Consider the following 21,329-nt stretch of genomic DNA (forward strand, 5'->3'; position numbering starts at 1 on the left):
CAAACATAAAAATAGCAGCCTCTGGCTGCTATTTTTATATTCAAGATACAAAGATTAACTCAGCTAAACACCAACGCTTTTAGCGCTGACTCCGAATTAATATCTTCAAATTCTGGTGGATTATCCAAACGATATTGGTAAGTTAAACTTGGCGCTTCTACCTTCATCCCTTCAATCAGAAAATCACTGCTCACCATTGGTGAATTGACACAAGCAAGCACTTCACCACTTTCGTTCAATAACTCAGGCAAACGACGGAGTATACGTTGGTAATCTTTAGTCAGCGCAAAACTGCCCTTTTGAAATGATGGCGGGTCGATAATGATAAGATCATACGGACCAGACTTTTTAATTTTGCCCCATGATTTAAAGATATCGTGACCAAGAAAGCTCACTTTGTTCAGGTTATGCTCATTCGCCAGATGATTCTCACGTCCTTTAGATAAAGAACCTTTCGCCATATCAACGTTCACCACCTTGTCTGCTCCGCCAGCAATCGCAGCTACAGAAAATCCACAGGTATAAGCAAACAAATTGAGAACGGTTTTATGCCTTGCGTGCTCACGAACCCAGTCACGGCCTAAACGCATATCGAGGAACAAACCAAAGTTTTGGTTTCTGCCGATATCAAGCTGATATTTCAGACCACTTTCAACCACAATCGGCTTTGCATCCAGCTCTCCCCACAATACTTGAGAAGGCGCTCCTTCAGCGTAACGGTGTTGAAGCAAAATACAGCTTCCGTTTCGCTGTTGCCAAAGACTAGCTTGAGACAATGTTTGCAAGCCTTGTTCAAGAGCATGTAGAAAGTCATCTTCAACTTCTTTAAACAAATTTATCACCAGTTGCCCTTGCAACCAGTCACAAGTGATTTGCTCCAGACCTTCCCAACGTTGGCCACGACCATGAAACAGTCGACGAACCTCATTAGGAGCTTGTGCTAGCTGAGCATTGAGCTCTTCAAAAAAAACGGGTAAAGCAGAAATTTGCATAATATTACTTTTTCACTGATGGCCAGCTGAGTGACCAAGGTTCTAACCATAATTCGATGTTTTGGCTAACAACATCATCATTCCACTTAAGACCGAGGTATTCTTTACCTCTTGGGTCACAGACAAATTGGAAAGCTTCACCTGAATATACAAATTTCAGAGCGAACGCATGTAAGTAGCCGCGATCGGATTCATTCGAAGTATTGTAAATAGGATCGCCCACAATTGCTGAACCAATCGACTTGAGTGCCACACGAATCTGATGCGTTTTACCAGTATGAGGTTTACAAAGAAACAACCTCTCTCCAGGTTGTGCAGATGCCGAGAAAAACTGAGTAACAGCTGGGTTCTGTTGGCTAGCGATCAATTTCCAAGAAGAACGACGTGAACGTTCCATATCACCACTGATTAAACCCTGTTTCTTTTTCGGTTTTTTGCTGCCAAGAGCCAAATAGAATTTTTCAACATCGCGATGAGCAAACGCCTGGGATAACTCACTTGCCGCTTGAGCATTTCGAGCCAGCAACAAGATACCCGATGTCATCTTATCCAATCGATGAACTAAATAGAGCTGAGAATCACCACTGACCTTACCTACTTCTTGCAGAAGCATGGTGTCGCCGTCATCTTTGTGCACCGAAACATTCGGATATTTGTTGATGACAAGAAAATCAGCATGAGTAAATAGAATATCGAACATTTTGTCCCTCAATAATGGACGGCCATTATACTCAACTGTGAGTAAAGGTCAGTAAAACATTACGGTTGAACGATTCGAGAACATCAAAACGAAAAAGGTCGCTAAAAAGCGACCTTTAATATTCGAGCAGCAATCTTATGCAAAGAACACTAGAAGCATTAGCACTGGACATACAAAACGAACGTATGTCGGCCAGATTTTCCAGAACAAGCCGCTTTCAATTTCTGGATAACCTTCTTTAAGCTCATTCAACACTTGGTTACGGTTCCATATCCAACCTGCAAGAAGCGTGATCAGCAGTGCAATGATTGGTTGAGAGTAAACCGTTGTGAACTGAATAACCAAACCGAACAGGCTTGAGAAGTTCATAACAATCACACCAGAGGCAATAGTAACCAAACCACCAATCCATAGAACCGCTGTTTTACGGTTCTGGTTAAGCTCTTCAGTTGCGCAAGACACTGGAACTTCTAGCATTGAAATTGAAGAAGTAAGAGCCGCGATAATCATTAGTAGGAAGAACACCACACCGACAATTGCACCAACAGAGCCCATCGTATCGAACATTGCTGGCAGAACAGTGAATACTAATGTATCAGAATTTAAAAGCTCTCCAGAGTCAGAGAAAATTTCTACTCCGTGATTTTTCGCTACAAACATCGCAGGCAGAATCACTAGACCTGCAATAAACGCAACGCCAGTATCGATTAAAGCTACTTGAGCCGCAGTCTTCGGAATGTTGGTGTCTTTCTTTAGGTATGAACCGTATGTCGTCATTACACACACACCTAAAGATAGTGAGAAGAACGCCTGCCCCATCGCACCTACAATCAAAGATGGCGTGAAGTGAGAAAAGTCAGGGATCAGGTACATCTTCAAGCCTTCAAGTGAGCCTTCTTGAGTGAAGATGTAAACCGTTAGCAGAGCAAACAATACAAATAAAAGCGGCATTAAACGGGTTGACCACTTTTCGATACCGTCTGCAACGCCACTGCGAACGACGTACATAGTGATTGCCATGAAAGCAACCATCAAAACTAAGTTACGTTCTGTGCCAAAACTGGTTAGCCAATGACTCGCGCTGTCCATTCCGATAAGAGTTAGACCACTGCCAAAGAATGAACCAATTAACCAGCCAGCAACGATAGCGTAGAAAGCCAGAATCAAAGAAACAACAATCAGGCCGACAACACCAAGCAGAATTGCGCCAGCTCTGCCTTTAGGCCACACAGACTTAAATGAACTGATCGGGTTAGATTGACCATAACGACCAATGGTTAACTCCGCTACTAACATCGGAAATGCAAGTAGGAAAACCATAGCCAAATAAACGAAAAGAAATACCGCGCCGCCATTACTTGCTGCTTGAGTTGGGAAGCCCCAAACGTTTCCTAAGCCTACAGCGGAACCCGCTGCTGCCATGATGAAGCCAAATCGAGAGGTGAACTGTCCTCTAGAACTACTTGCCATAATTTTTATACCAATCTGTTTTTCATATTAAAGTGTGTTTGCGTTATATGTTTGTCGATATCTATTCTCAGTGTGTACATTTATTTTTACACAAACAAAAATATCAATAGATATCGAAGTGGTGGCAAGTAAAACAGTTTGAGAATAAAATTGGAAGCCCGAACAGACTAATTTATGGCATTTAGATCTATTATGTAGATTAAACGATGCTTTTTTACTCTATTTGTAAGAATTTATTCCTACATTCCAAAACCAATCAAAACTATCCCTCTAGCACTCTTTGACATTCGTTTACGCTAATTTCTTTCTTCACTTATGCTTTAGATTTAATATCAACACTAGGTATTTCAGATATAAGTGACTCATGGATAAGGTTTATCATTTTCTAACGCTTGCAGGCATTGCTCTCTACTGGTTCCTTGTCGCCGGCGTCACCTTACGCGTTGTACTTAAGCGCAATGCTGTCAGTGTCTCTCTCGCTTGGTTAATGGTTATCTATATCCTTCCCATCCTTGGTGTAATTTGTTACTTCCTGTTTGGCGAGCTCAATTTGGGGCGTAAACGCGCAGACAGAGCCAAAGAGATGTTCACTCCATTTGGTGAGTGGTTTCAGTCTTTAAATGAGTGTCAGGCTCACATGCCTGAAACTATGGGCGCACATATCTACAAAATAGACGAGCTGTGTAATTACCGCATGGGCATTCCCGCCCTCTCCGGAAATACCTTGTCGTTATTGAACTCTCCGAACGAAATTCTCCACTCTATCATCGATGATATAGAGCAAGCTCAGTCAACCATTCGTATTGTGTTCTACATATGGCACCCAGGTGGATTAGCAGATTCTGTCGCTTCAGCCTTGATTCAAGCAGCAAAACGCGGCGTTGATGTAAAAGTGCTGTTGGACTCAGCAGGAAGCCCACGCTTTTTCCGAAGCCATTGGGAAAAGATGATGCGAGACGAAGGCATTGAGCTAATTCAAGCTCTAGAAGTGAGTCCTTGGCGTATCTTTTTGCGTCGTCTTGACCTTCGCCAACACCGAAAAATCATCGTTATCGACAACAAAGTCGCTTATACAGGCTCAATGAACATGGTTGACCCAGCCTACTTCAAGCAAAATTCTGGCGTGGGACAATGGATAGATATCATGGTTCGAGTTACTGGCCCAACGGTCAACGTGCTTTCTGCCATTCATTGCTGGGACTGGGAGGTTGAGACAGGTAAACGAGAACTTCCGCCACAGCCAGAATGCCAAATAAACCCCAATCTACCTCAGCACCCTATTCAGGTTGTTCCATCTGGCCCCGGTATGCCAGAGAACTTAATTTCACAAGTTCTAACACTGGCTATTAATCAGGCTAACGAATCAGTGTGTATTACGACGCCGTATTTCGTACCAAGCGCTGACTTGTTGGCAACATTAAAGATGACGGCGCAACGAGGAATTAAAGTAGATTTGATCATCCCATTAAAGAACGACTCACTGATGGTTCAATGGGCTTCTAGATCGTTTTATGGCGAATTGCTCGAAGCGGGAGTGACGATCCATAAGTTCTACGGCGGCCTGCTGCACACAAAATCGGTAGTGATTGATAGAAAGTTCTGTTTGGTTGGAACAGTAAACCTTGATATGCGCAGCCTATGGCTAAATTTTGAAGTAACACTGGCCGTGGATGACCAAGAATTTACCGAAGAAATGCACTGGTTACAGCAAAGCTATATTGAACAGTCAAAAGAAGTTGAGTACGAACGATGGGAAAAACGCCCATTAGGGCATCGTTTCCTTGAGCGAGTGTTCTATTTGTTTAACCCACTTCTTTGATCTTTTTGCCGTTGCAGGGTTGCATTCAAACATAGCTCCATGGTTTAAATAGGCAAACGATGTATTTAACAAGGACAAACCATGGCAGAAGGAAAAAAAACTACACTAGTTACCGCTGGTCGTAATAAGAAATGGACCAACGGCGTAGTTAACCCGCCCGTTCAACGAGCTTCAACAATTGTGTTTAACAGTGTAGCGGAAAAAAATCACGCAGCAGCGAACCGCACTAATAAGACACTCTTCTACGGACGCCGTGGCACAACCACCCATTTCGCTTTCCAAGAAGCAATGAACGAAGTCGAAGGTGGCGCAGGTTGTGCACTTTATCCTTGTGGTACAGCGGCAATTAGCAACACCATTCTGTCGTTTGTAGAAACAGGTGACCATATATTAATGGTGGATACCTGTTATGAACCGACCCGTGACTTTTGTGACAAGATCCTAGCGAAACTAGGCGTAGAAACCACTTACTTCGACCCAATGATTGGCGAAGACATTCGCTCACTGATCAAATCAAACACCAAGTTACTATTCTTGGAATCTCCAGGTTCAATTACCATGGAAGTCCAGGACGTTCCTCTGCTATCAAGCATTGCTCATGAAACTGACATCATTGTGGTTCTCGATAATACATGGGGTGCAGGCGTTAACTTTTCTCCATTCGATCACGGCGTAGATATTTCGGTTCAAGCTGCAACGAAATACATAGTTGGACACTCAGATGTGATGCTCGGTACCGCAGTATCAGTGGAAAAATACTGGCCACAACTGCGTGAACAAAGCTATTTGATGGGTCAATGTGTATCACCTGACGATGCGTATTTAGGTTTACGCGGCTTGCGTACGCTTGATGTTCGCCTTCGCCAGCATGCTGAAAACAGTATGAAAGTTGCTGAGTGGTTGGCTAAACGTCCAGAGGTGGACCATGTTCGCCATCCGGGTCTGCCATCTTGCCCTGGTCATGAATTTTTCAAACGCGACTTTACCGGCGGTAATGGCCTGTTCTCATTTGTTCTTAAAACCACTTGCCCTAAAGCCACCACAGCTCTGCTTGATGGAATGAAACATTTCAGCATGGGTTATTCATGGGGTGGGTTTGAAAGCCTTATTCTGGCTAATGAGCCTAATAGCTTTAACAGCCTACGCACAGTGGCAAACCCACATTTCGAAGGCACACTTATTCGTCTACATATTGGTTTGGAAGATGTGAATGATTTGATTGCGGATCTGGAAGCGGGCTTAGCTCGTTACAACTCGGTGATTTTGGAACAAGCCGTTACCGCTTAATCAGCCACAGATGTTGAGCGAAAATTCATCATATTAACTAGGTTAAACAAACGAAAAGAGCACTCTAAGGTGCTCTTTTTGATGAATATTAGCTATTTCTTTGGGCAATGTTCCAGATGGTCATTCACCATTCCAACAGCCTGCATCAACGAGTAGCAGATAGTCTCACCAACAAACTTGAAGCCTCTCTTTTTCAGAAACTTGCTCATGGCTTTTGATTCTTCGGTTGATACGGGAACTTGGCTCATGTCCTGCCACTGGTTTACCTTAGGTTGACCGCCTACGAATTGCCATAAGGCTTTATCAATCGACCCAAATTCTTTCTTGAGTTCAATCGCTGCTCGAGCATTGGAAAACACAGAAGCGATTTTCCCTTTGTGCTTTACCACATCGAAATTGTCGATGATTGATTGAACATGATCTTCTTCGTATTGAGCTAGCTTGTTAATGTCGTAATGTTCAAACGCTTGACGATAACCTTCCCGCTTTTTCAAGATGGTTATCCAACTTAATCCAGCCTGTGCACCTTCTAGCGTAATAAATTCAAACAACTTGGTGTCATCGTGAACAGGAACACCCCACTCTGCATCATGATATTCTCGCTCTAAAGGATGTTTCATTGCCCATGCACAAGTGTTATCCACGTTGTTAGCCATACCGTTCTTTTCCTTTATATGAAGGTTTCTTTTTATAATTTGCTAAATTCTCGATTCACTTTAAAAGCTTCCGAAGTGACATAAGCTTCCATGTTTCGCACTCGCTTCTCAACCTTAGTTAAATCTTCGTTTAAGGTATTTAGAAGTGCATCAGCGGTTTGTCCTTGCTCCCAAGGCTTGCTCTTTAAAGTATGCTCACGTTGTGACTTGACCGTTTGCTGGTACTGATATGGCTGCTTTTCTAACATCAGCATTAAGGCAGCATAAGCCAATACAATCAGAAATCCACCACCCAATAGACCTGCTGAGATAACAAGTATGCGGACAACCCATACTTCCAAACCAAAATAGTTCGCAAGGCCAGCACATACACCGCCTATCTTACCGTTGACAGGATCTCTGTACAGTTCACGGCTATTCATAGTTTCTTCTCCAGTTTGGAGATTCAGCATCAAGAATTCGTTCTAGAGTTTCTACGCGAGACTGTAAGCCACTCGCTTTGTCTGAGATCTGTTGCAACATTTCATAGTCTTCTGAAGAAAGACCGCTACCTACTTTTCGTTTACTTCGATAGTGGAGAAACAACCACAAAGGCGCGACAAAAATCAGGAAGACGATAAGAGGTCCAGTGAAAAATACTGAGGCCATAGACTGCTCCTATAAATTACGTGTTTAGACTATTGCTGATGTTGTTGCATTTGTTGTTTTAACTTTGCAAGTTCTTGTTCAATCTCGTCTTGCGCTTGAAGCTCAGCAAATTCTTGGTCTAAAGATTTGCCTTGAGCTGATTGTGCATAAAGATCAGCTTCTGCTTCAAGTTCGTCTACTTTACGTGAATACTGCTCAAACTTCGCCATCGCTTCATCAGTACGATTGGTATGAAGATGACGCTGCACATTTCGACGATTTACCGCTGTTTGAGAGCGAATAGCCAGAGCCTGCTGTTTTGCGCGAGTCTCGGTGATTTTGCTTTCCAATTTAGTAATTTCACCAGTGAGCTTATCGATAGTTTCTTCTACCAGTGTCTGCTCAGTGTGCAAACTCTTCAAAACTGATTGAAGCTTTTGCTTTTCAATCAAAGCTGCGCGCGCCAAATCTTCACGCTGTTTGTTTAACGCTAACGTTGCTTTGCTTTGCCAATCTTCAATTTGCTCATCAATACTGGCAACTTTACGAGCTAGCTCTTTTTTGTCTGCGATGGCTTTAGCAGAGTTGGTGCGAACTTCCACTAACGTATCTTCCATCTCTTGGATGATAAGACGGATCATTTTTTCAGGATCTTCCGCCTTATCGAGTAATGCGCTGATATTGGAATTAACAATGTCTGCAAAACGAGAAAAAATACCCATGTTTGACTCCCTATACATAATCAAGCTGTAATCACTATTTAACTGTTTAGGCCTAACACATCTAAACCTACGCCTAGTTTATTACCAAGTTCCATGCCATCTTTTCACGCTATATTTTTCATATACTTACATTGAAACATACGAATACCAAGACTATGCTATAAACATTTTCACCAACAGTTGGTTAATTTCGCCAACTGATTAATCTCATACTTCATCAATAGCACGCTTAAGCTAATCAGATCTAGTTTAAGGAAGGAGATAAACTGTGCAGCAGAATTTAATTGGGGAATCCCCTGCTTTTCACGCGGTACTGGATAAGGTATCTCGCCTTGCTCCTATTGACCGTCCGGTACTGATTGTTGGTGAACGAGGTACAGGTAAAGAACTCATCGCTCAACGTCTTCACTATCTATCAAAACGCTGGGATCAGCCTTTAATTTCGCTTAACTGCTCGACACTGAGTGAGGGATTGATCGATTCGGAACTCTTTGGTCATGAGTCCGGTTCTTTCACTGGTTCTAAAGGTAGACACCAAGGGCGTTTCGAGCGTGCTGAAGGTGGTACTCTTTTCTTGGATGAGCTCGCCACGGCACCTTTAAGCGTACAAGAAAAACTGCTTCGCGTTATTGAATATGGGCAATACGAACGAGTAGGTGGTAACCAAGCGCTTAATGCCAATGTACGCTTGGTGTGTGCGACCAACGCAAACTTACCCGAACTCGCCCAAATAGGAGACTTTCGTGCCGACTTACTCGACCGCTTGGCATTTGATGTTATTCACCTTCCACCATTGCGAGAACGCACAGAAGATATTGGGCTACTAGCAGAGTATTTTGCCATTCGAATGTGTCGAGAATTGCAACTGCCTTTCTTTGCAGGCTTTACTTCAAGAGCAATGAGCGACCTCACTCAATACCCTTGGCCGGGTAATATTCGTGAACTGAAGAACGTAGTCGAACGAGCTGTCTATCAACACGGCACAGCCGATGTTCCAATCGATATTCTGATCTTCAATCCATTCCAAACCAATTGGAAAACTGAAGAAAGCAGGCCAGAAGATAAAGCCAGTATTGATGATGCTACCCATGTCGAATTGGCATTCCCGATGGATTTTAAGCAATGGCAAGAACAACAAGACAAATACGTGATTAATGAATCGCTTAAATTTGCCAAGTTTAATCAAAGGCAAGCCGCGAAGTCGCTCGGATTAAGCTATCATCAATTTCGAGGGCTGATGAGAAAATATCAACTCTCAAAAAATGAATAACCCTATATACCCTAACCTTTTTCTTGGTTTAACACGTTAAAGAATGATAAATTAGCAGGATTTTGAGGCAAACGTGATTGTTACTTTAAACGCTAATCGAAGACATATCGCTCATGACTATGACGGAATAATTACTTTGCTTCGTTTCCCATACTGTTTTTCTATATGAACTCTTTATTACGAATCACGCTCGGATTATGCGGACTAAGCCTTCTTGCTGGCTGTGGAGAAGAGATTGATCATACTAAAATTCGCCAAAGCGGCTTTGTGTATTGTGGTCAAGGCAGCCCTAGTACCTTTAATCCTCAGTTAGTTGATAGTGGCATTACTTCTGAAGCATTGAGCCCTCAGTTGTACGATACTCTGTTGAAGCTTGATCCGGATACACATACGCCAATTCCAAATATCGCAACACAATGGCAAGTAAGCGAAGACGGCACAGAATATACTTTTGACCTTCGCTCCGGTGTGACTTTCCATACTACTGCGTGGTTTACGCCGACTCGACCACTGAATGCCAAAGATGTCGTGTTCAGCTTTAAGCGCATTATCGATCCTACTCACCCATTTCACTATGTTAGTAATGGGAACTATCCGTGGTTTGCAGGCATTAATTTCCCGAGCCTGTTGAAAGATGTTACCGCTATAGATGACCAAACGGTGAAGTTTACGCTTAGACGCCCTGACAACAGCTTTTTATCTAACATTTCAACCACGCATGCGGTTATTTTGTCAGAAGAGTATGGTCAACAAATTCAGATCAAAGACGAAAAACACAATATCGATGCTCTTCCCGTAGGAACAGGGCCATTCTATTTGGAAGAATTTAAGGTCAACGACTTGGTGCGTCTGCGCCGTCATGACAGTTACTGGAATAGTCCTGCGATTATGAAGCAGGTTGTATTCGATATTTCTCAACGTGGAACAGGAACATTAGCGAAGCTGCTGCGTAACGAATGCGACGTGTTGAGCTTCCCAATTTCCAGCCAAATTCCAGTAATTCAGAAGCAGGACAATATTGACCTATCAATAAAACCTGCAATGAACGTCGCTTTCATTGCGGTCAATACTTCACATCCTGCGTTGAACGATGTGCGAGTACGTAAAGCTCTGAACTTTGCCATCAACCGTCAAAACATTCTCGATTCCGTTTATTACGGCACAGGTAGTATTGCTTATAACATTCTGCCACCTAGCTCTTGGGCGTATCAGAAAGACGATATCCAGATTCGCTACGATCGTAATTACGCGCTGGGTTTGTTGCGCGATGCTGGCTACGCGAGTGGTTTGGAAATGACGATGTCAGTGCCTATTGAGCCTCGTTCTTACAACCCTAGTCCTCGTAAAATGGCAGAAATGATTCAGGCCAACCTTGCTGACATAGGTGTAACACTCAATCTGATTCCTGAAAGTAATGTGAACCGCTCACAACTTGCAGAAAAGAGCCACATAGACCTGTTTTTAAGAGGCTGGACGGGTGATACTGGTGACCCTGATAATTTCCTACGGCCACTACTTTCATGTGGAGCGAACCGTGCAGGGCTAAACGCTTCTATGTGGTGTAACAGTGATTTCGATTTCTTGCTTGATTTGGCTCTAGAAGTAGATAAACCTCGTTATCGCCTCAATCTTTACAAACAGGCACAGACCATTTTGAATCAAGAGTTTCCTGTCATTCCTATCGCACATGGAATGCAGTTTAAAGCGTACAACAAAACACTGACTGGTTTCCGTCTAAGCCCATTTAGTGTAGAGCCGTTCAATGAAGTGAAGAGGGTTGCCGAATAATGTTTATCTATGCGGTACGTAGATTTAACCTCTTCATCATCACCCTACTTATCCTAACTCTTGTTGGATATAGCCTACTTCGTCTTGAACCTCAGTCTCCGTGGGCTATTCAGGAATTTTGGCAGGGTTGGTGGATGTATCTTAGTGAACTATCGCAGTTCAATTTTGGCGTGAATAAAAATGGCGTTGAGATTGCAGATGAACTTGTCAAAGTGTTTCCAGCAACGCTGGAACTTTGCTTCATCGCATTCTTGGTTTCCCTGTTTATTGGTCTTCCGATTGGTACTGTTGCTGGCATGAAACAAGGTAAATGGATTGATACCATCATTTCGTTTACGTCTATGTCAGGGTACTCTGCGCCGCTTTATTGGGTCGCACTGATGATGATTATGATCTTCTCACTGCACTATGGCATGTTCCCAGTATCCGGACGTTATGACTTGCTTTACGAAGTAGAACCTGTAACTGGTTTTGTTCTGATTGACGCGTTCTTCGCAAAAGGTGTCAATAGCGCCAATATTCTGCACAGTGTGTTCGAACACATGATACTGCCATGTTTGGTATTAGCATTAGCCCCAACCACACAGGTTATTCGTTTGATGCGTGCTTCAGTTGCGGACGTTATGTCGCAAAACTATGTTCGTGCTGCGCGTATAAAAGGCTTGTCCTACTACAAAATCATTACTCAACACGTATTGCGTAACGCCATTCCACCTATCATTCCAAAGTTTGGCGTTCAGTTGTCCAGTATGCTGACTCTTGCCATCATCACTGAGTCCATCTTTAACTGGCCGGGTATTGGTCGCTGGTTGCTTGATGCGTTATCGAACAAAGACTATATGTCTATTCAGGCAGGTGTGATTGCTGTGGGTTCGCTAGTATTAACCGCGAACATCCTATCGGATTTGATCGGCGCGATGATCAACCCTCTGGTGAGAAAGGAATGGTATGCTAACAAATAACATTTATCAGGAAGAGCGCATTCCAACCCAGTTCGAACGTTTTTGGCGCAGCTATCGAGCCAACAGCCTTGCCATGTTCGGCCTTTGGAGTCTCACCTTAATCATCGTCATTACGCTCGCCTCTCCTTGGCTAATGCCTCATGACCCACATGGTCAGACTGGACATCTTTTGATGCCACCGTCATGGGATCCATCCGGTTCGGTCGATTTCTTCCTTGGCACTGATGACTTAGGACGCGATATATTGTCACGCCTTATTGATGGCTCTCAGCTAACATTTGGAGCATCGGTGGTTATTACTGTGATCGCCGCGTTCATCGGTTGCCTTATCGGTATTCTTGCAGGTATGACGCGAGGTCTGCTATCAAGTACTTTAAACCACCTGTTAGACACGGTTATGTCTATTCCCTCACTCCTACTAGCTATCATATTCGTCGCTTTCTTAGGATTTGGGGAATTTAACGTACTGCTTGCTATCTGCTTAGCATTAATCCCACGGTTTGTTCGCTCGGTTTATATCGCTGTGCACAACGAAGTAGAAAAAGATTACATCATGGCAGCACGACTTGACGGTGCGAGTGATTTCTATCTTCTATGGCATTCGATTTTGCCAAATACGTTACCGATGTTGGCGCAAGAATTCACCATGGCGTTATCTATCGCTATTTTAGATATCACAGCACTTGGCTTTTTAGGTCTTGGCGCTCAAGCGCCAAGTACCGAATGGGGCGCAATTTTGGGTGACTCAGTAGAGCTTATCTATCTTGCACCTTGGACCGTTACTCTGCCTGGCCTTGCAATCATGTACACAGTAGTAATGATCAACCTTGTTGGTGAAGGTGCACGCCAAGCATTAAATGCAGGAGTCGAATAATGCCATTATTAGATATTCGTCATCTGACAATTGAAATCGATACCCCTCAAGGTCTGGTGAAAGCCGTAGACCGCATGAGTCTGACCCTTAACGAAGGGGAAATTCGAGGCCTTGTAGGTGAATCAGGTTCAGGTAAGAGCTTGGTTGCAAAAGCCATTGTCGGCGTTGGTAAAGACAATTGGCGCATTACCGCAGACCGAATGCGTCTGGGTAACATCGATCTGCTGCAACTGACGCCTAGAGAAAGACGCCGTGTTATTGCTCGTGATATTGCAATGATTTTCCAGGAGCCATCAACGTGTTTAGACCCTTCAGAAGAGGTTGGTAAACAGTTGATTGAGTCAATCCCAACACGGACTTTCGAAGGCAAATGGTGGGAGCGATTCACATGGCGTCATAAACAAGCCGTTGCTCTGCTGCATAAAGTCGGTATTAAAGATCACAAACGTCTTATGCGCAGCTATCCGTATGAGCTTACTGACGGTGAATGTCAAAAAGTAATGATTGCGATGGCGATTGCCGCCAAACCAAAATTGCTGATCGCCGATGAGCCAACAAACGACTTAGACCCAATTACACAGTCGCAGATTCTACGTTTGCTGAGCCGGATGAATCAGGTAAACAATACTTCGATTTTGCTTGTTGGCCATGACTTAACCACTATCACTCAGTGGGCGAATCGCATTACCGTAATGTATTGCGGTCAATCTGTTGAATCCGCTGACACCAATAAGATTCTGACGGAACCTAAACATCCCTATACTTCTGCATTGCTAAAAGCGATGCCTGATTTTAGTGACTGGATACCTCATAAGCAGAAACTGCATTCACTTCCGGGTTCTATTCCTCCGCTTCAACATCTACCGATCGGTTGTCGTTTAGGCCCTCGTTGTCCTTATGCTAAGAAGCAGTGTGTTGAAGTACCGAGAAGTCAGATTATTAAAAACCATAAGTTCGCTTGCCACTTTCCGCTTAACGTAGAGCAAAAATCATGAGCGTTTCATTACTAGAAGTCATTGACTTAAAAAAGAATTTTGTAACGCGCTCAGGACTTTTCCGTAAGAAAGTACAAGAGGCAGTTAAACCGATGAGCTTTACTCTCGAAGCTGGTCAAACTATCGGTTTTATTGGTCAAAACGGTTCGGGTAAATCTACTCTCGCACGTATGTTGGCCGGGATGATTGAGCCAACTGGCGGAGAAATTCGTGTAAATGGTGAGCTGCTAGCACACAAAGACTATGCGACCCGCTGCAAGCTGATTCGAATGATCTTTCAAGACCCGAATACCTCGCTCAACCCTCGAATTCAAATTGGTCGAATATTGGAAGGTCCACTAAAACGAAATACCAATATGTCGCCAGAAGCGCGAGAGAAACGCGTTAAAGAAACATTGCAACGTGTCGGTTTGTTACCAGAGCATGCTTACTTCTACCCACAAATGCTGGCTACAGGCCAAAAGCAACGCGTCTGTCTTGCTCGCGCATTGATTTTGCAACCTTCGATCATCATCGCTGATGAGGCTCTAAATGGTTTGGACATGGCGATGCGCTCTCAGATCCTTAACCTGTTCTTAGAACTGCAAGAAGAGATGGGCGTATCGTTCATCTATGTATCCCAGCACATTGGTGTGATTAAACACATCACAGACAAAGTGATGGTCATGCATGATGGCGTGGTGGTTGAGTCTGGGAATACGCTAGAGGTTCTATCTGATCCACAACACCCTATCACTCAACGCATGATTGAGAGTCATTTCAACAAGGCACCATGCTTCAAATAGCTCGCCTTCAATTACTCAAATGTTGCTTTTTGGTGCTGCTAGCCAGCAGCGCCAAAGTTGCCGCTAAAGACAACTGGCAGGACACAGGTTTCGTTGAACGTGCATTTATCCACGTGGCGCTAAGAAACGAATACTCTGCGGGTAAAAAACCATTAGTGAAATGGCAACAACCAGTCAAAATTTGGGTTCAACATAAGGTCGGTGATCAAGACCTGCATGATGAGCTCGTAAACGCGCACATCAAACACCTCAACGAAATCATCGGTCATCCTATTTACAGAGTGAACACTCGCGAAGAAGCGAATGTGGTGTGGATTTTCACTCAGCAAAAAGACTGGGGTGACGATATAAAGAAAGAGATGGGAAAAGAGTCAGCCAAACATATGTTTGGCGCGGTATGCCAAGCTGGCTACAAGACGAATCCTAAAACCCACGAGATTATCTCTGCTACTGTCGTTATCCCTGTCGATCAAGCTCGCAGCCACGGTAAACTGGTCGCCTGCATCGTCGAAGAAATCACTCAAACGCTTGGTTTGCCAAACGATTCTGAATTTGCCTACCCGTCCATTTTCAACGACAAAACTCCTGAAGACCTGCTTTCGCCTCTGGATGTCGTTTTATTGAAGCTGCTTTACGAACCTGAGTTAAAGACAGGAATGACAGAAGCACAAGCTCGCCCGATTATTAAGAAGCTGATTATGCAGTATCAACAAAAAGGCCAGCTTGCGCAGGCCCTTAAAGATTCTCAGTCTTCACCACTTTATCAGTGGTTTCGTTGATTAACGACGAGCGTTTTGCTTATCGAGTTCGAAATCAAATTCATCCGGAAATAGCACAACACCTTCTTCATTGTCATTTGGAAAAACGACAACTGACAGGTCATCCTGCTCTAAGCCACTTGTCCAACGACTGCGCCATTTGTTGTACGAGATAGCTTCCGCTTCGCACGAACTCCATTCACCTGTTGCCCAGGCTTCAGCAAACTCACGATTAGGCCAAACTGGCACACAATCGTCATCTTCGGTGTTCAACATCACACAACCGTGTTCATCTTTTAGAATCCACACTTGTTGATTCGCTACAATTTCTTTAATGCAGTATTTAAAACGCTGCTCTTGATCGTACTGATTGATTGTCGCGATTTGTTCCGCGGTTAACGCATTGGACATATTGGCCTCCAAATAAAACGCCCACAGCAGTTTGTAAGCTATGGGCGTTAAAACCTTTATAGGCTGGGCATCATACCCGAAATCAGCGATTAAGCTAGCTCAGTCTGTAACCAAGGCCAACCTTGCTTCTTACGGCTCAGAGTATTTTCCATCATCAATACTCCATCAGTTAGATGCTTCGCCAGTTTCTCTGACCACTCACCTTTGAACAGCAAACGAGTTTGCGCAGTGGTGATATCAGTCAGCATTAGAGCTGCGAACGCAAGTTTATCTTCTTCGCAACGACGCTCTAAATCCGCTTCTAGCGCATCAATCATAGTTGCTACTTGGTCTAATGTCGCTAATTCAATTTGTCCAACGACAACATCACGACCATTGAAAGGATATGCTTTTAGATCTTTCTCAACCAATTGCGCAGCAGACAGACCTTCAATATCTGTTTTGGCAATCAGAAGCGCTTGGATAAAGGCATCTAAATCTGTGATTTCAGCTAAAACAGCCAGTTCAGCGACTGCATCTTTATCTTTTTGCGTACATGTTGGTGAAGCAAAGCCCACTGTATCTGAAAGAATCGCAGAAATCATAAGCGTTGCAGTCTGCTTAGTAATTGGTGCACTTTCCATCTTGAACAGATTAAAAAGAATGGTGCTGGTACAACCAACTGGCCAAATCCAAGCTTCTAGCGGGTTTACTGTCATCACATCACCTAAACGGTGGTGGTCAACAATACCCAGAATTTCTGCATCATTTAAGTCATCTGGAGCTTGTGCTAAGTCGGTATAGTCCACTAACCATACTTTTTCACCTGCAACACTTGTGCGTAACTCAGGTTGCTCTGCACCTGCTGTTGTCAAGATATGTTGTGTTTCGCGATTAATCTCGCCTTGGCGCACTGCCTTCGCTTCAAGACCGCGAGCTTTCAACAACTCTGCAGCAACCAAAGCACTACAAATACTGTCACTGTCTGGATTCTTATGACCGACTACTAAAATCATCACTGTTCCTATTATTCTGACCCTTGAGGGTAAACAACACATAAAGATGAGTACTGTACTTATTTTGAAGAACTCTTTATGGAGCTAAATCAATAAAGAGTGACTAACCGAGCTATTTTTTGCTTGTTGGAATCTCGAGTTCAGTAATAATTAGCTAAGACTTTTCAGATACTAGAGTCGTTTGAACTAGGAGATAGAGTGAGCAGCACAATTGATATTGCATGGTGGCAACTGGCTGTTTTTAGCTTTGTTCTCATCATCCCTCTGATGGTGAGCAGAGTTTATCAACTCGGTATTGGCAACGAGATTCTAATCTCAGTTGGTAGAATGACGCTACAACTGCTGCTTGTTGGGATGTATTTAGAATACCTGTTCAAGCTCAACAGCATATGGGTCAATCTCATTTGGCTCATGTTAATGCTAGTTATTGGCGCCAGTTCTATTGTGTCTAAAACTCGTCTTCCCAGAAAAGCCCTTCTTTTGCCCATTACGTTGGGTTTAGCTGCTGGGCTATTTCCTATCGTGACTATTCTCTGTTTAGGTATTGTTCAGCCTTCACCTTGGTACAGTGCTCAATACTTGATACCACTTGCTGGCATGCTGTTGGGAAATAGCCTCAGTGGAAACATTGTTGCGTTGCAAAACTTATTCACTGCTTTTGAAGAACGAAAAAGCGAGTATGAAGCTGCAATATCACTAGGGGCATCTCCCCAATACGCTTCGAGAGATTTTGTAAGAAACGCGCTGCGCAAAGCCAATGCGCCACTGCTTGCTTCAATGGCAACCATAGGTTTGGTGACGCTTCCAGGGATGATGACAGGACAAATATTAGGAGGAGCGTCCCCTCTTGTCGCAATCAAATATCAGTTGATGATTATGATTGCAATCTTTGTAATGATGACGATTTCACTCACTTTATCTCTTCATTTAACGTTAAAGGCCACTTTTACTAAAGAAGGTCGAATAAACGTGAAATTTCGTGATTAAAAATTGCAATTCAGTACAAATGGTCACCAATATTTTACAACCTAAAATAGTGCACTTGTCGCACGTAATTTGTGCGCAATTATGGAAAAAATCATTCAGTTGCGTTTACTCACGGCATTTAAAACAGGTTATCCACAGAAATTGTGGATAAGGTGAATAACCGCTTTTGTTGCGCAACAAACGCTTTAAGTGGAAATTATGAAAAAAGCGGCATTTTTGCCGCTTTTCTTATTGAAATAACTGTTTATGTGGGTAAGACAAGTTAATCTTTTAGATAGATCAACCAATACCACATACCAACAAACACGCCACCACCAACAACGTTGCCCAGTGTTACTGGAATTAAGTTGTTAACAATAAATTCCATCATGTTTAAGTCGGCATAATCAGCGATATTTGCGCCCGTCATTTGCCAAAACGCTTCTGGTGCGAATGTCTTAATCCCTATAGCCATAGGTACTTGGAACATATTCGCTATGCAGTGCTCAAAACCAGAGGATACGAACATAGCAACTGGCAATACTAGAACCATTACTTTGTCTGTTAGTGAACGAGCACTAAATGTCATCCATACAGCTAAACAAACCAGAATGTTACACATCAAACCCAAAGAAAATGCTTGTAAAAAAGTATGGTGGAGTTTGTGTTGTGAAATGGCCATCGCATTAAGACCCAGTTGGCCGCCATCTTCCATGTACTGACGTGTAGCCAACATGATTGCCACGAGCATAAATGACCCTGTCAGGTTACCTAAGTAGACAACCATCCAGTTTTTCATCAGCTGTTGCCAAGAAATTTTTCCGCTCGCCTTAGCGACCAGAGTAAGCACTGTACTGGTAAATAGTTCACCTCCTGTTATTACTACAAGAATAAGACCTAAACTAAACGCTATACCGCCTAAAAGTTTCGTCACGCCATAGGGTAAGTCGTGAGCTCCTGTTGTCACTACGGTGTAAAACACAAATGCAATACCAATATGAATACCCGCAGAAATGGCTAGGAGAAAAGATTTATATGCGGCCTTGGTTGCTTTACCTACCCCAGTTTCAGCCGCACGTTCAGCCATCTGCGGTGGAAGCAACGAATCGAATTGACTATGTTCCATAATTAAAAATTTACATTTTGATACAAAGAGAGTGCGCGATAATCGCTCCAAATCCACGATTATTCAAGGGCTATTTTCATGTTCACCAAAAATGTTTATTTCGAGATTAATTCGATCTAATTGAGCAACAAATCAAATACAGTTTAATAATAAAAGACTGGCTTTTAATAACGCTAAGTAATTTAGCAAAGCCTTACTCCATATAGGTTGTGAAGATTTTGTTATGCATAAAAAACGCCCATATTGGTTCTAGATAACACTTCTGTTTTTCGATGATTGCGTCTTTGTATTGCTGCGCCTATTGTGAAGTTAACTTAACGAGTAATAAGGGTGTGTCATGAAATTTTCCCAGCAACACTTAGATGAACTAAATCTCCTTGTTCAATTTGATATCAGCAGTGCAGCTACCGGTATTAAAGTGCACAGCGAAGCGGGTGAAGCAATGCAATCCGCAGCGAAACGACTACATGATAAAGGCCTTTGTACTCTTCCCGATGGTGGATACCTCACTGATGAAGGTATTGAAATGGCAGAAAAAGCTGATCGTATTTTAAGAGTGTTAACGGCTTAAACATCTCATAAGAAAAGAGCGCCATCGGCGCTCTTTCTGTATCTGCAAATTAGCTTGCATCGGTTTGAACTGCAGTTTCTGATTGCACCGCTGGTTCTTCAATCACTGGGGAACTCTCTTCCAGCTTAGTAGGTGAAACCGCACTCTCAGCATCATCAACCACGTTTTCGGTAGGTAAAGTTTGCAACTGCTTTAATGAAGCAACTAACTCGTCCATGCGATGAATGTACTGCTCATCACGGATCTTTTGCTGTTGGAGTCGCTGCTCTCTTTGACTGGCTTGTGCAATTTGCTCAGCCTGTAACTTATTCTCAGCTTCTAGCTGTTCTAGTTTGAGAGTTAACGTGCCCAACTGCTCTTTTAGCGCATTGGTTTTATCCGCAGCTACCAAACTATCAACGCTAGCCAGAATACGTTCTGCCTGTTCACGCAACATGTTGTCTCGATAATCTGCACCATCTATTTTCTGAGAAATAGCAAACAAGTTGTTTTCCATTTCAAGCACAGTAGGTTCAAATTTGTCATCTTCAATTGCCGCTAACAATTTCACCTGATGGGCTACTTGAGCAACGTGTTTCAACTCAAATTCAACACGTTTTACGGCTTTTTGAATGCTTACAGTATCTCTGGTATTCGTAGACACCACATTGGTTGCTAAGGTGATTTCACCCTCTACACGAGCAAACGTTAATGGTGCTACGCGAGACAAGCCCTCTTTCTTAAGTACTGCTGTTTGCTTTTCCAGAGGTTCAATATAAATCTTGTGATTTACTTTCACTTCTAGCACTTTAGCTTTTGCCAAGAACTTAACTTGTTTTTCTTGTGCGGATTCTAGTTTGTCATCACGTACATCGATGAACAACGTTCTATACTCCGTATCCACTTTTTTATAGTCAGATGGAAAATAGGTAACTGTAGCGATGCTATCAAGATAAGCCATCTGTGAAATTGAATCAGCCAATGCACTATCAGCTTTGGTTTTGAACGCTTGCAGTACACGGTAGGAAGCATCGACTTTCGTCATGTTTTCATCAAACACTTGTTTGTAAGTCTTACTTGAAAACAGTGAATAGTCATTACTAACTAAAGCCGGTTCGGCTTCCATTTGCTTGTAAACATCTGACGCTGTAGCCCAAGCTTCGGCTAACTCGCGAAAGTGAGTAGGTGAATAGAGCGAGAGGTTGTCACTCTCTTTGAGGATCTCAAACCAATCTTGGTAAGACTGGTTTACTTCAGAGAATTGAGATTCTACCGACTGTTCAACATGGTTTGTTTCTTGGGTTAGAGAAACAGGTTCGGATGTGCTTTGACATCCAGCAAGCGCAAAAACGACTACTGAAGCTAGTAGCGTCGTCCTAAGATTTGTCATTGAATAGACCTTATTATTTTTTTACAACTGAATAGTGCCAACCAGCTTCACTATCTTAAAGAAGGCATAGTGTGCATTTGCACTTTAATTCATAGATAAAAATAATAAAACACAAACTTTTCATAAACATAGATTACAGGTATATCTTGTCTTCCATAGGCAAATTAGCGTAGATACATGATTGCA

General features: G+C 43.0%; 22 protein-coding genes. 11 read left to right on the forward strand and 11 right to left on the reverse strand.

Features of this window, described 5'->3' with window-relative positions; translation table 11 throughout:
* Positions 1 to 59 precede the first annotated feature (59 nt).
* The 3 genes from ACOSVQ_RS19050 to ACOSVQ_RS19060 form a co-directional block, all read right to left on the reverse strand.
* Positions 60 to 992 carry a class I SAM-dependent methyltransferase gene (locus tag ACOSVQ_RS19050; RefSeq protein ID WP_491984021.1) on the reverse strand — a complete coding sequence of 311 codons (933 nt, stop codon included), beginning with the start codon at positions 990 to 992 and terminating at the stop codon, positions 60 to 62.
* A 4-nt stretch (positions 993 to 996) separates the two neighbouring features.
* Positions 997 to 1,692 carry a TIGR01621 family pseudouridine synthase gene (locus ACOSVQ_RS19055; protein WP_491984023.1) on the reverse strand — a complete coding sequence of 232 codons (696 nt, stop codon included), beginning with the start codon at positions 1,690 to 1,692 and terminating at the stop codon, positions 997 to 999.
* Between the two features lie 135 nt (positions 1,693 to 1,827).
* On the reverse strand, positions 1,828 to 3,162 hold the full coding sequence (locus tag ACOSVQ_RS19060; protein WP_491984024.1) for a sodium-dependent transporter: 1,335 nt from the start codon (positions 3,160 to 3,162) through the stop codon (positions 1,828 to 1,830).
* Between the two features lie 364 nt (positions 3,163 to 3,526).
* Here ACOSVQ_RS19060 and cls point away from each other — a divergent pair, with 364 nt between their 5' ends.
* Together cls and ACOSVQ_RS19070 are read left to right on the forward strand one after the other, a co-directional pair.
* Positions 3,527 to 4,981 (forward strand): cardiolipin synthase, encoded by a 1,455-nt coding sequence (gene cls, locus ACOSVQ_RS19065; protein WP_491984026.1) that lies wholly within the window; start codon positions 3,527 to 3,529, stop codon positions 4,979 to 4,981.
* Positions 4,982 to 5,062: 81 nt separating this feature from the next.
* Complete coding sequence (locus ACOSVQ_RS19070) at positions 5,063 to 6,268, forward strand: cystathionine beta-lyase (RefSeq protein WP_491984027.1); 1,206 nt, start codon at positions 5,063 to 5,065, stop codon at positions 6,266 to 6,268.
* Between the two features lie 92 nt (positions 6,269 to 6,360).
* Here the strand turns inward: ACOSVQ_RS19070 and ACOSVQ_RS19075 are convergent, their stop codons facing one another.
* Genes ACOSVQ_RS19075 through pspA form a run of 4 tightly spaced genes read right to left on the reverse strand, consistent with a single transcriptional unit; the run spans position 6,361 to position 8,273 of the window.
* Positions 6,361 to 6,924: a DNA-3-methyladenine glycosylase I gene (locus tag ACOSVQ_RS19075; RefSeq protein WP_491984028.1), complete on the reverse strand. Its 564-nt coding sequence runs from the start codon at positions 6,922 to 6,924 to the stop codon at positions 6,361 to 6,363.
* A 32-nt stretch (positions 6,925 to 6,956) separates the two neighbouring features.
* On the reverse strand, positions 6,957 to 7,346 hold the full coding sequence (pspC, locus tag ACOSVQ_RS19080; RefSeq protein WP_491984029.1) for an envelope stress response membrane protein PspC: 390 nt from the start codon (positions 7,344 to 7,346) through the stop codon (positions 6,957 to 6,959).
* Positions 7,339 to 7,572: an envelope stress response membrane protein PspB gene (gene pspB, locus ACOSVQ_RS19085; protein WP_491984030.1), complete on the reverse strand. Its 234-nt coding sequence runs from the start codon at positions 7,570 to 7,572 to the stop codon at positions 7,339 to 7,341. The genes pspC and pspB overlap by 8 nt, the downstream gene beginning before the upstream one ends.
* Positions 7,573 to 7,601: 29 nt before the next feature.
* Entirely contained in the window at positions 7,602 to 8,273 is a 672-nt protein-coding gene (gene pspA, locus ACOSVQ_RS19090) for a phage shock protein PspA (RefSeq protein WP_416918978.1), read from the reverse strand.
* Between the two features lie 268 nt (positions 8,274 to 8,541).
* Here pspA and pspF point away from each other — a divergent pair, with 268 nt between their 5' ends.
* The 7 genes from pspF to ACOSVQ_RS19125 all read left to right on the forward strand — a co-directional run bounded on the left by pspF (position 8,542) and on the right by ACOSVQ_RS19125 (position 15,726).
* Positions 8,542 to 9,543 carry a phage shock protein operon transcriptional activator gene (gene pspF / locus ACOSVQ_RS19095; RefSeq protein ID WP_491984031.1) on the forward strand — a complete coding sequence of 334 codons (1,002 nt, stop codon included), beginning with the start codon at positions 8,542 to 8,544 and terminating at the stop codon, positions 9,541 to 9,543.
* 165 nt (positions 9,544 to 9,708) lie between these two features.
* Complete coding sequence (gene sapA / locus ACOSVQ_RS19100; protein WP_491984032.1) at positions 9,709 to 11,331, forward strand: ABC transporter substrate-binding protein SapA; 1,623 nt, start codon at positions 9,709 to 9,711, stop codon at positions 11,329 to 11,331.
* Entirely contained in the window at positions 11,331 to 12,293 is a 963-nt protein-coding gene (locus tag ACOSVQ_RS19105; RefSeq protein ID WP_491984033.1) for an ABC transporter permease, read from the forward strand. Before sapA ends, ACOSVQ_RS19105 begins: the two co-directional genes overlap by 1 nt.
* Positions 12,280 to 13,167: a putrescine export ABC transporter permease SapC gene (gene sapC / locus ACOSVQ_RS19110; RefSeq protein WP_491984034.1), complete on the forward strand. Its 888-nt coding sequence runs from the start codon at positions 12,280 to 12,282 to the stop codon at positions 13,165 to 13,167. The genes ACOSVQ_RS19105 and sapC overlap by 14 nt, the downstream gene beginning before the upstream one ends.
* Positions 13,167 to 14,162 carry a peptide ABC transporter ATP-binding protein gene (locus ACOSVQ_RS19115; RefSeq protein ID WP_491984035.1) on the forward strand — a complete coding sequence of 332 codons (996 nt, stop codon included), beginning with the start codon at positions 13,167 to 13,169 and terminating at the stop codon, positions 14,160 to 14,162. The genes sapC and ACOSVQ_RS19115 overlap by 1 nt, the downstream gene beginning before the upstream one ends.
* Complete coding sequence (locus tag ACOSVQ_RS19120) at positions 14,159 to 14,947, forward strand: peptide ABC transporter ATP-binding protein (RefSeq protein WP_491984036.1); 789 nt, start codon at positions 14,159 to 14,161, stop codon at positions 14,945 to 14,947. Before ACOSVQ_RS19115 ends, ACOSVQ_RS19120 begins: the two co-directional genes overlap by 4 nt.
* Positions 14,935 to 15,726, forward strand: coding sequence for a DUF2927 domain-containing protein (locus tag ACOSVQ_RS19125; RefSeq protein WP_491984037.1), 792 nt, complete (start codon positions 14,935 to 14,937; stop codon positions 15,724 to 15,726). The genes ACOSVQ_RS19120 and ACOSVQ_RS19125 overlap by 13 nt, the downstream gene beginning before the upstream one ends.
* Here the strand turns inward: ACOSVQ_RS19125 and ACOSVQ_RS19130 are convergent, their stop codons facing one another.
* Together ACOSVQ_RS19130 and ACOSVQ_RS19135 are read right to left on the reverse strand one after the other, a co-directional pair.
* Complete coding sequence (locus tag ACOSVQ_RS19130; RefSeq protein WP_491984038.1) at positions 15,727 to 16,116, reverse strand: DUF2750 domain-containing protein; 390 nt, start codon at positions 16,114 to 16,116, stop codon at positions 15,727 to 15,729. It lies immediately after the preceding gene.
* 89 nt (positions 16,117 to 16,205) lie between these two features.
* Positions 16,206 to 17,111 (reverse strand): manganese-dependent inorganic pyrophosphatase, encoded by a 906-nt coding sequence (locus ACOSVQ_RS19135; RefSeq protein ID WP_491984039.1) that lies wholly within the window; start codon positions 17,109 to 17,111, stop codon positions 16,206 to 16,208.
* 198 nt (positions 17,112 to 17,309) lie between these two features.
* On the opposite strand from ACOSVQ_RS19135, the gene ACOSVQ_RS19140 reads away from it, so the two are divergent.
* Positions 17,310 to 18,098, forward strand: a complete 789-nt coding sequence (locus tag ACOSVQ_RS19140) for an ABC transporter permease (protein ID WP_491984040.1) — start codon at positions 17,310 to 17,312, stop codon at positions 18,096 to 18,098.
* Positions 18,099 to 18,360: 262 nt separating this feature from the next.
* On the opposite strand, the gene focA is transcribed toward ACOSVQ_RS19140, so the two are convergent.
* The gene (gene focA / locus ACOSVQ_RS19145) at positions 18,361 to 19,203 is read right to left on the reverse strand and encodes a formate transporter FocA (protein ID WP_491984041.1); all 843 of its coding nucleotides are present in this window, start codon (positions 19,201 to 19,203) and stop codon (positions 18,361 to 18,363) included.
* Between the two features lie 337 nt (positions 19,204 to 19,540).
* Here focA and ACOSVQ_RS19150 point away from each other — a divergent pair, with 337 nt between their 5' ends.
* Positions 19,541 to 19,774, forward strand: a complete 234-nt coding sequence (locus tag ACOSVQ_RS19150) for a TIGR02647 family protein (RefSeq protein WP_491984042.1) — start codon at positions 19,541 to 19,543, stop codon at positions 19,772 to 19,774.
* Between the two features lie 49 nt (positions 19,775 to 19,823).
* On the opposite strand, the gene ACOSVQ_RS19155 is transcribed toward ACOSVQ_RS19150, so the two are convergent.
* Positions 19,824 to 21,143 carry a DNA repair protein gene (locus ACOSVQ_RS19155; protein WP_491984043.1) on the reverse strand — a complete coding sequence of 440 codons (1,320 nt, stop codon included), beginning with the start codon at positions 21,141 to 21,143 and terminating at the stop codon, positions 19,824 to 19,826.
* Between the last annotated feature and the right edge of the window lie 186 nt (positions 21,144 to 21,329).

It is taken from the genome of Vibrio sp. HM8-C (genome assembly GCF_058630515.1).

What these genes read in the sequence shown, in the direction of transcription:
- ACOSVQ_RS19050 (WP_491984021.1), bottom strand. Translation starts at nt 992, where the DNA reads ATGCAAATTTCTGCTTTACCCGTTTTTTTTGAAGAGCTCAATGCTCAG.
- ACOSVQ_RS19055 (WP_491984023.1), bottom strand. Translation starts at nt 1,692, where the DNA reads ATGTTCGATATTCTATTTACTCATGCTGATTTTCTTGTCATCAACAAA.
- ACOSVQ_RS19060 (WP_491984024.1), bottom strand. Translation starts at nt 3,162, where the DNA reads ATGGCAAGTAGTTCTAGAGGACAGTTCACCTCTCGATTTGGCTTCATC.
- cls (WP_491984026.1), top strand. Translation starts at nt 3,527, where the DNA reads ATGGATAAGGTTTATCATTTTCTAACGCTTGCAGGCATTGCTCTCTAC.
- ACOSVQ_RS19070 (WP_491984027.1), top strand. Translation starts at nt 5,063, where the DNA reads ATGGCAGAAGGAAAAAAAACTACACTAGTTACCGCTGGTCGTAATAAG.
- ACOSVQ_RS19075 (WP_491984028.1), bottom strand. Translation starts at nt 6,924, where the DNA reads ATGGCTAACAACGTGGATAACACTTGTGCATGGGCAATGAAACATCCT.
- pspC (WP_491984029.1), bottom strand. Translation starts at nt 7,346, where the DNA reads ATGAATAGCCGTGAACTGTACAGAGATCCTGTCAACGGTAAGATAGGC.
- pspB (WP_491984030.1), bottom strand. Translation starts at nt 7,572, where the DNA reads ATGGCCTCAGTATTTTTCACTGGACCTCTTATCGTCTTCCTGATTTTT.
- pspA (WP_416918978.1), bottom strand. Translation starts at nt 8,273, where the DNA reads ATGGGTATTTTTTCTCGTTTTGCAGACATTGTTAATTCCAATATCAGC.
- sapA (WP_491984032.1), top strand. Translation starts at nt 9,709, where the DNA reads ATGAACTCTTTATTACGAATCACGCTCGGATTATGCGGACTAAGCCTT.
- ACOSVQ_RS19105 (WP_491984033.1), top strand. Translation starts at nt 11,331, where the DNA reads ATGTTTATCTATGCGGTACGTAGATTTAACCTCTTCATCATCACCCTA.
- sapC (WP_491984034.1), top strand. Translation starts at nt 12,280, where the DNA reads ATGCTAACAAATAACATTTATCAGGAAGAGCGCATTCCAACCCAGTTC.
- ACOSVQ_RS19115 (WP_491984035.1), top strand. Translation starts at nt 13,167, where the DNA reads ATGCCATTATTAGATATTCGTCATCTGACAATTGAAATCGATACCCCT.
- ACOSVQ_RS19120 (WP_491984036.1), top strand. Translation starts at nt 14,159, where the DNA reads ATGAGCGTTTCATTACTAGAAGTCATTGACTTAAAAAAGAATTTTGTA.
- ACOSVQ_RS19125 (WP_491984037.1), top strand. Translation starts at nt 14,935, where the DNA reads ATGCTTCAAATAGCTCGCCTTCAATTACTCAAATGTTGCTTTTTGGTG.
- ACOSVQ_RS19130 (WP_491984038.1), bottom strand. Translation starts at nt 16,116, where the DNA reads ATGTCCAATGCGTTAACCGCGGAACAAATCGCGACAATCAATCAGTAC.
- ACOSVQ_RS19135 (WP_491984039.1), bottom strand. Translation starts at nt 17,111, where the DNA reads ATGATTTTAGTAGTCGGTCATAAGAATCCAGACAGTGACAGTATTTGT.
- focA (WP_491984041.1), bottom strand. Translation starts at nt 19,203, where the DNA reads ATGGAACATAGTCAATTCGATTCGTTGCTTCCACCGCAGATGGCTGAA.
- ACOSVQ_RS19150 (WP_491984042.1), top strand. Translation starts at nt 19,541, where the DNA reads ATGAAATTTTCCCAGCAACACTTAGATGAACTAAATCTCCTTGTTCAA.
- ACOSVQ_RS19155 (WP_491984043.1), bottom strand. Translation starts at nt 21,143, where the DNA reads ATGACAAATCTTAGGACGACGCTACTAGCTTCAGTAGTCGTTTTTGCG.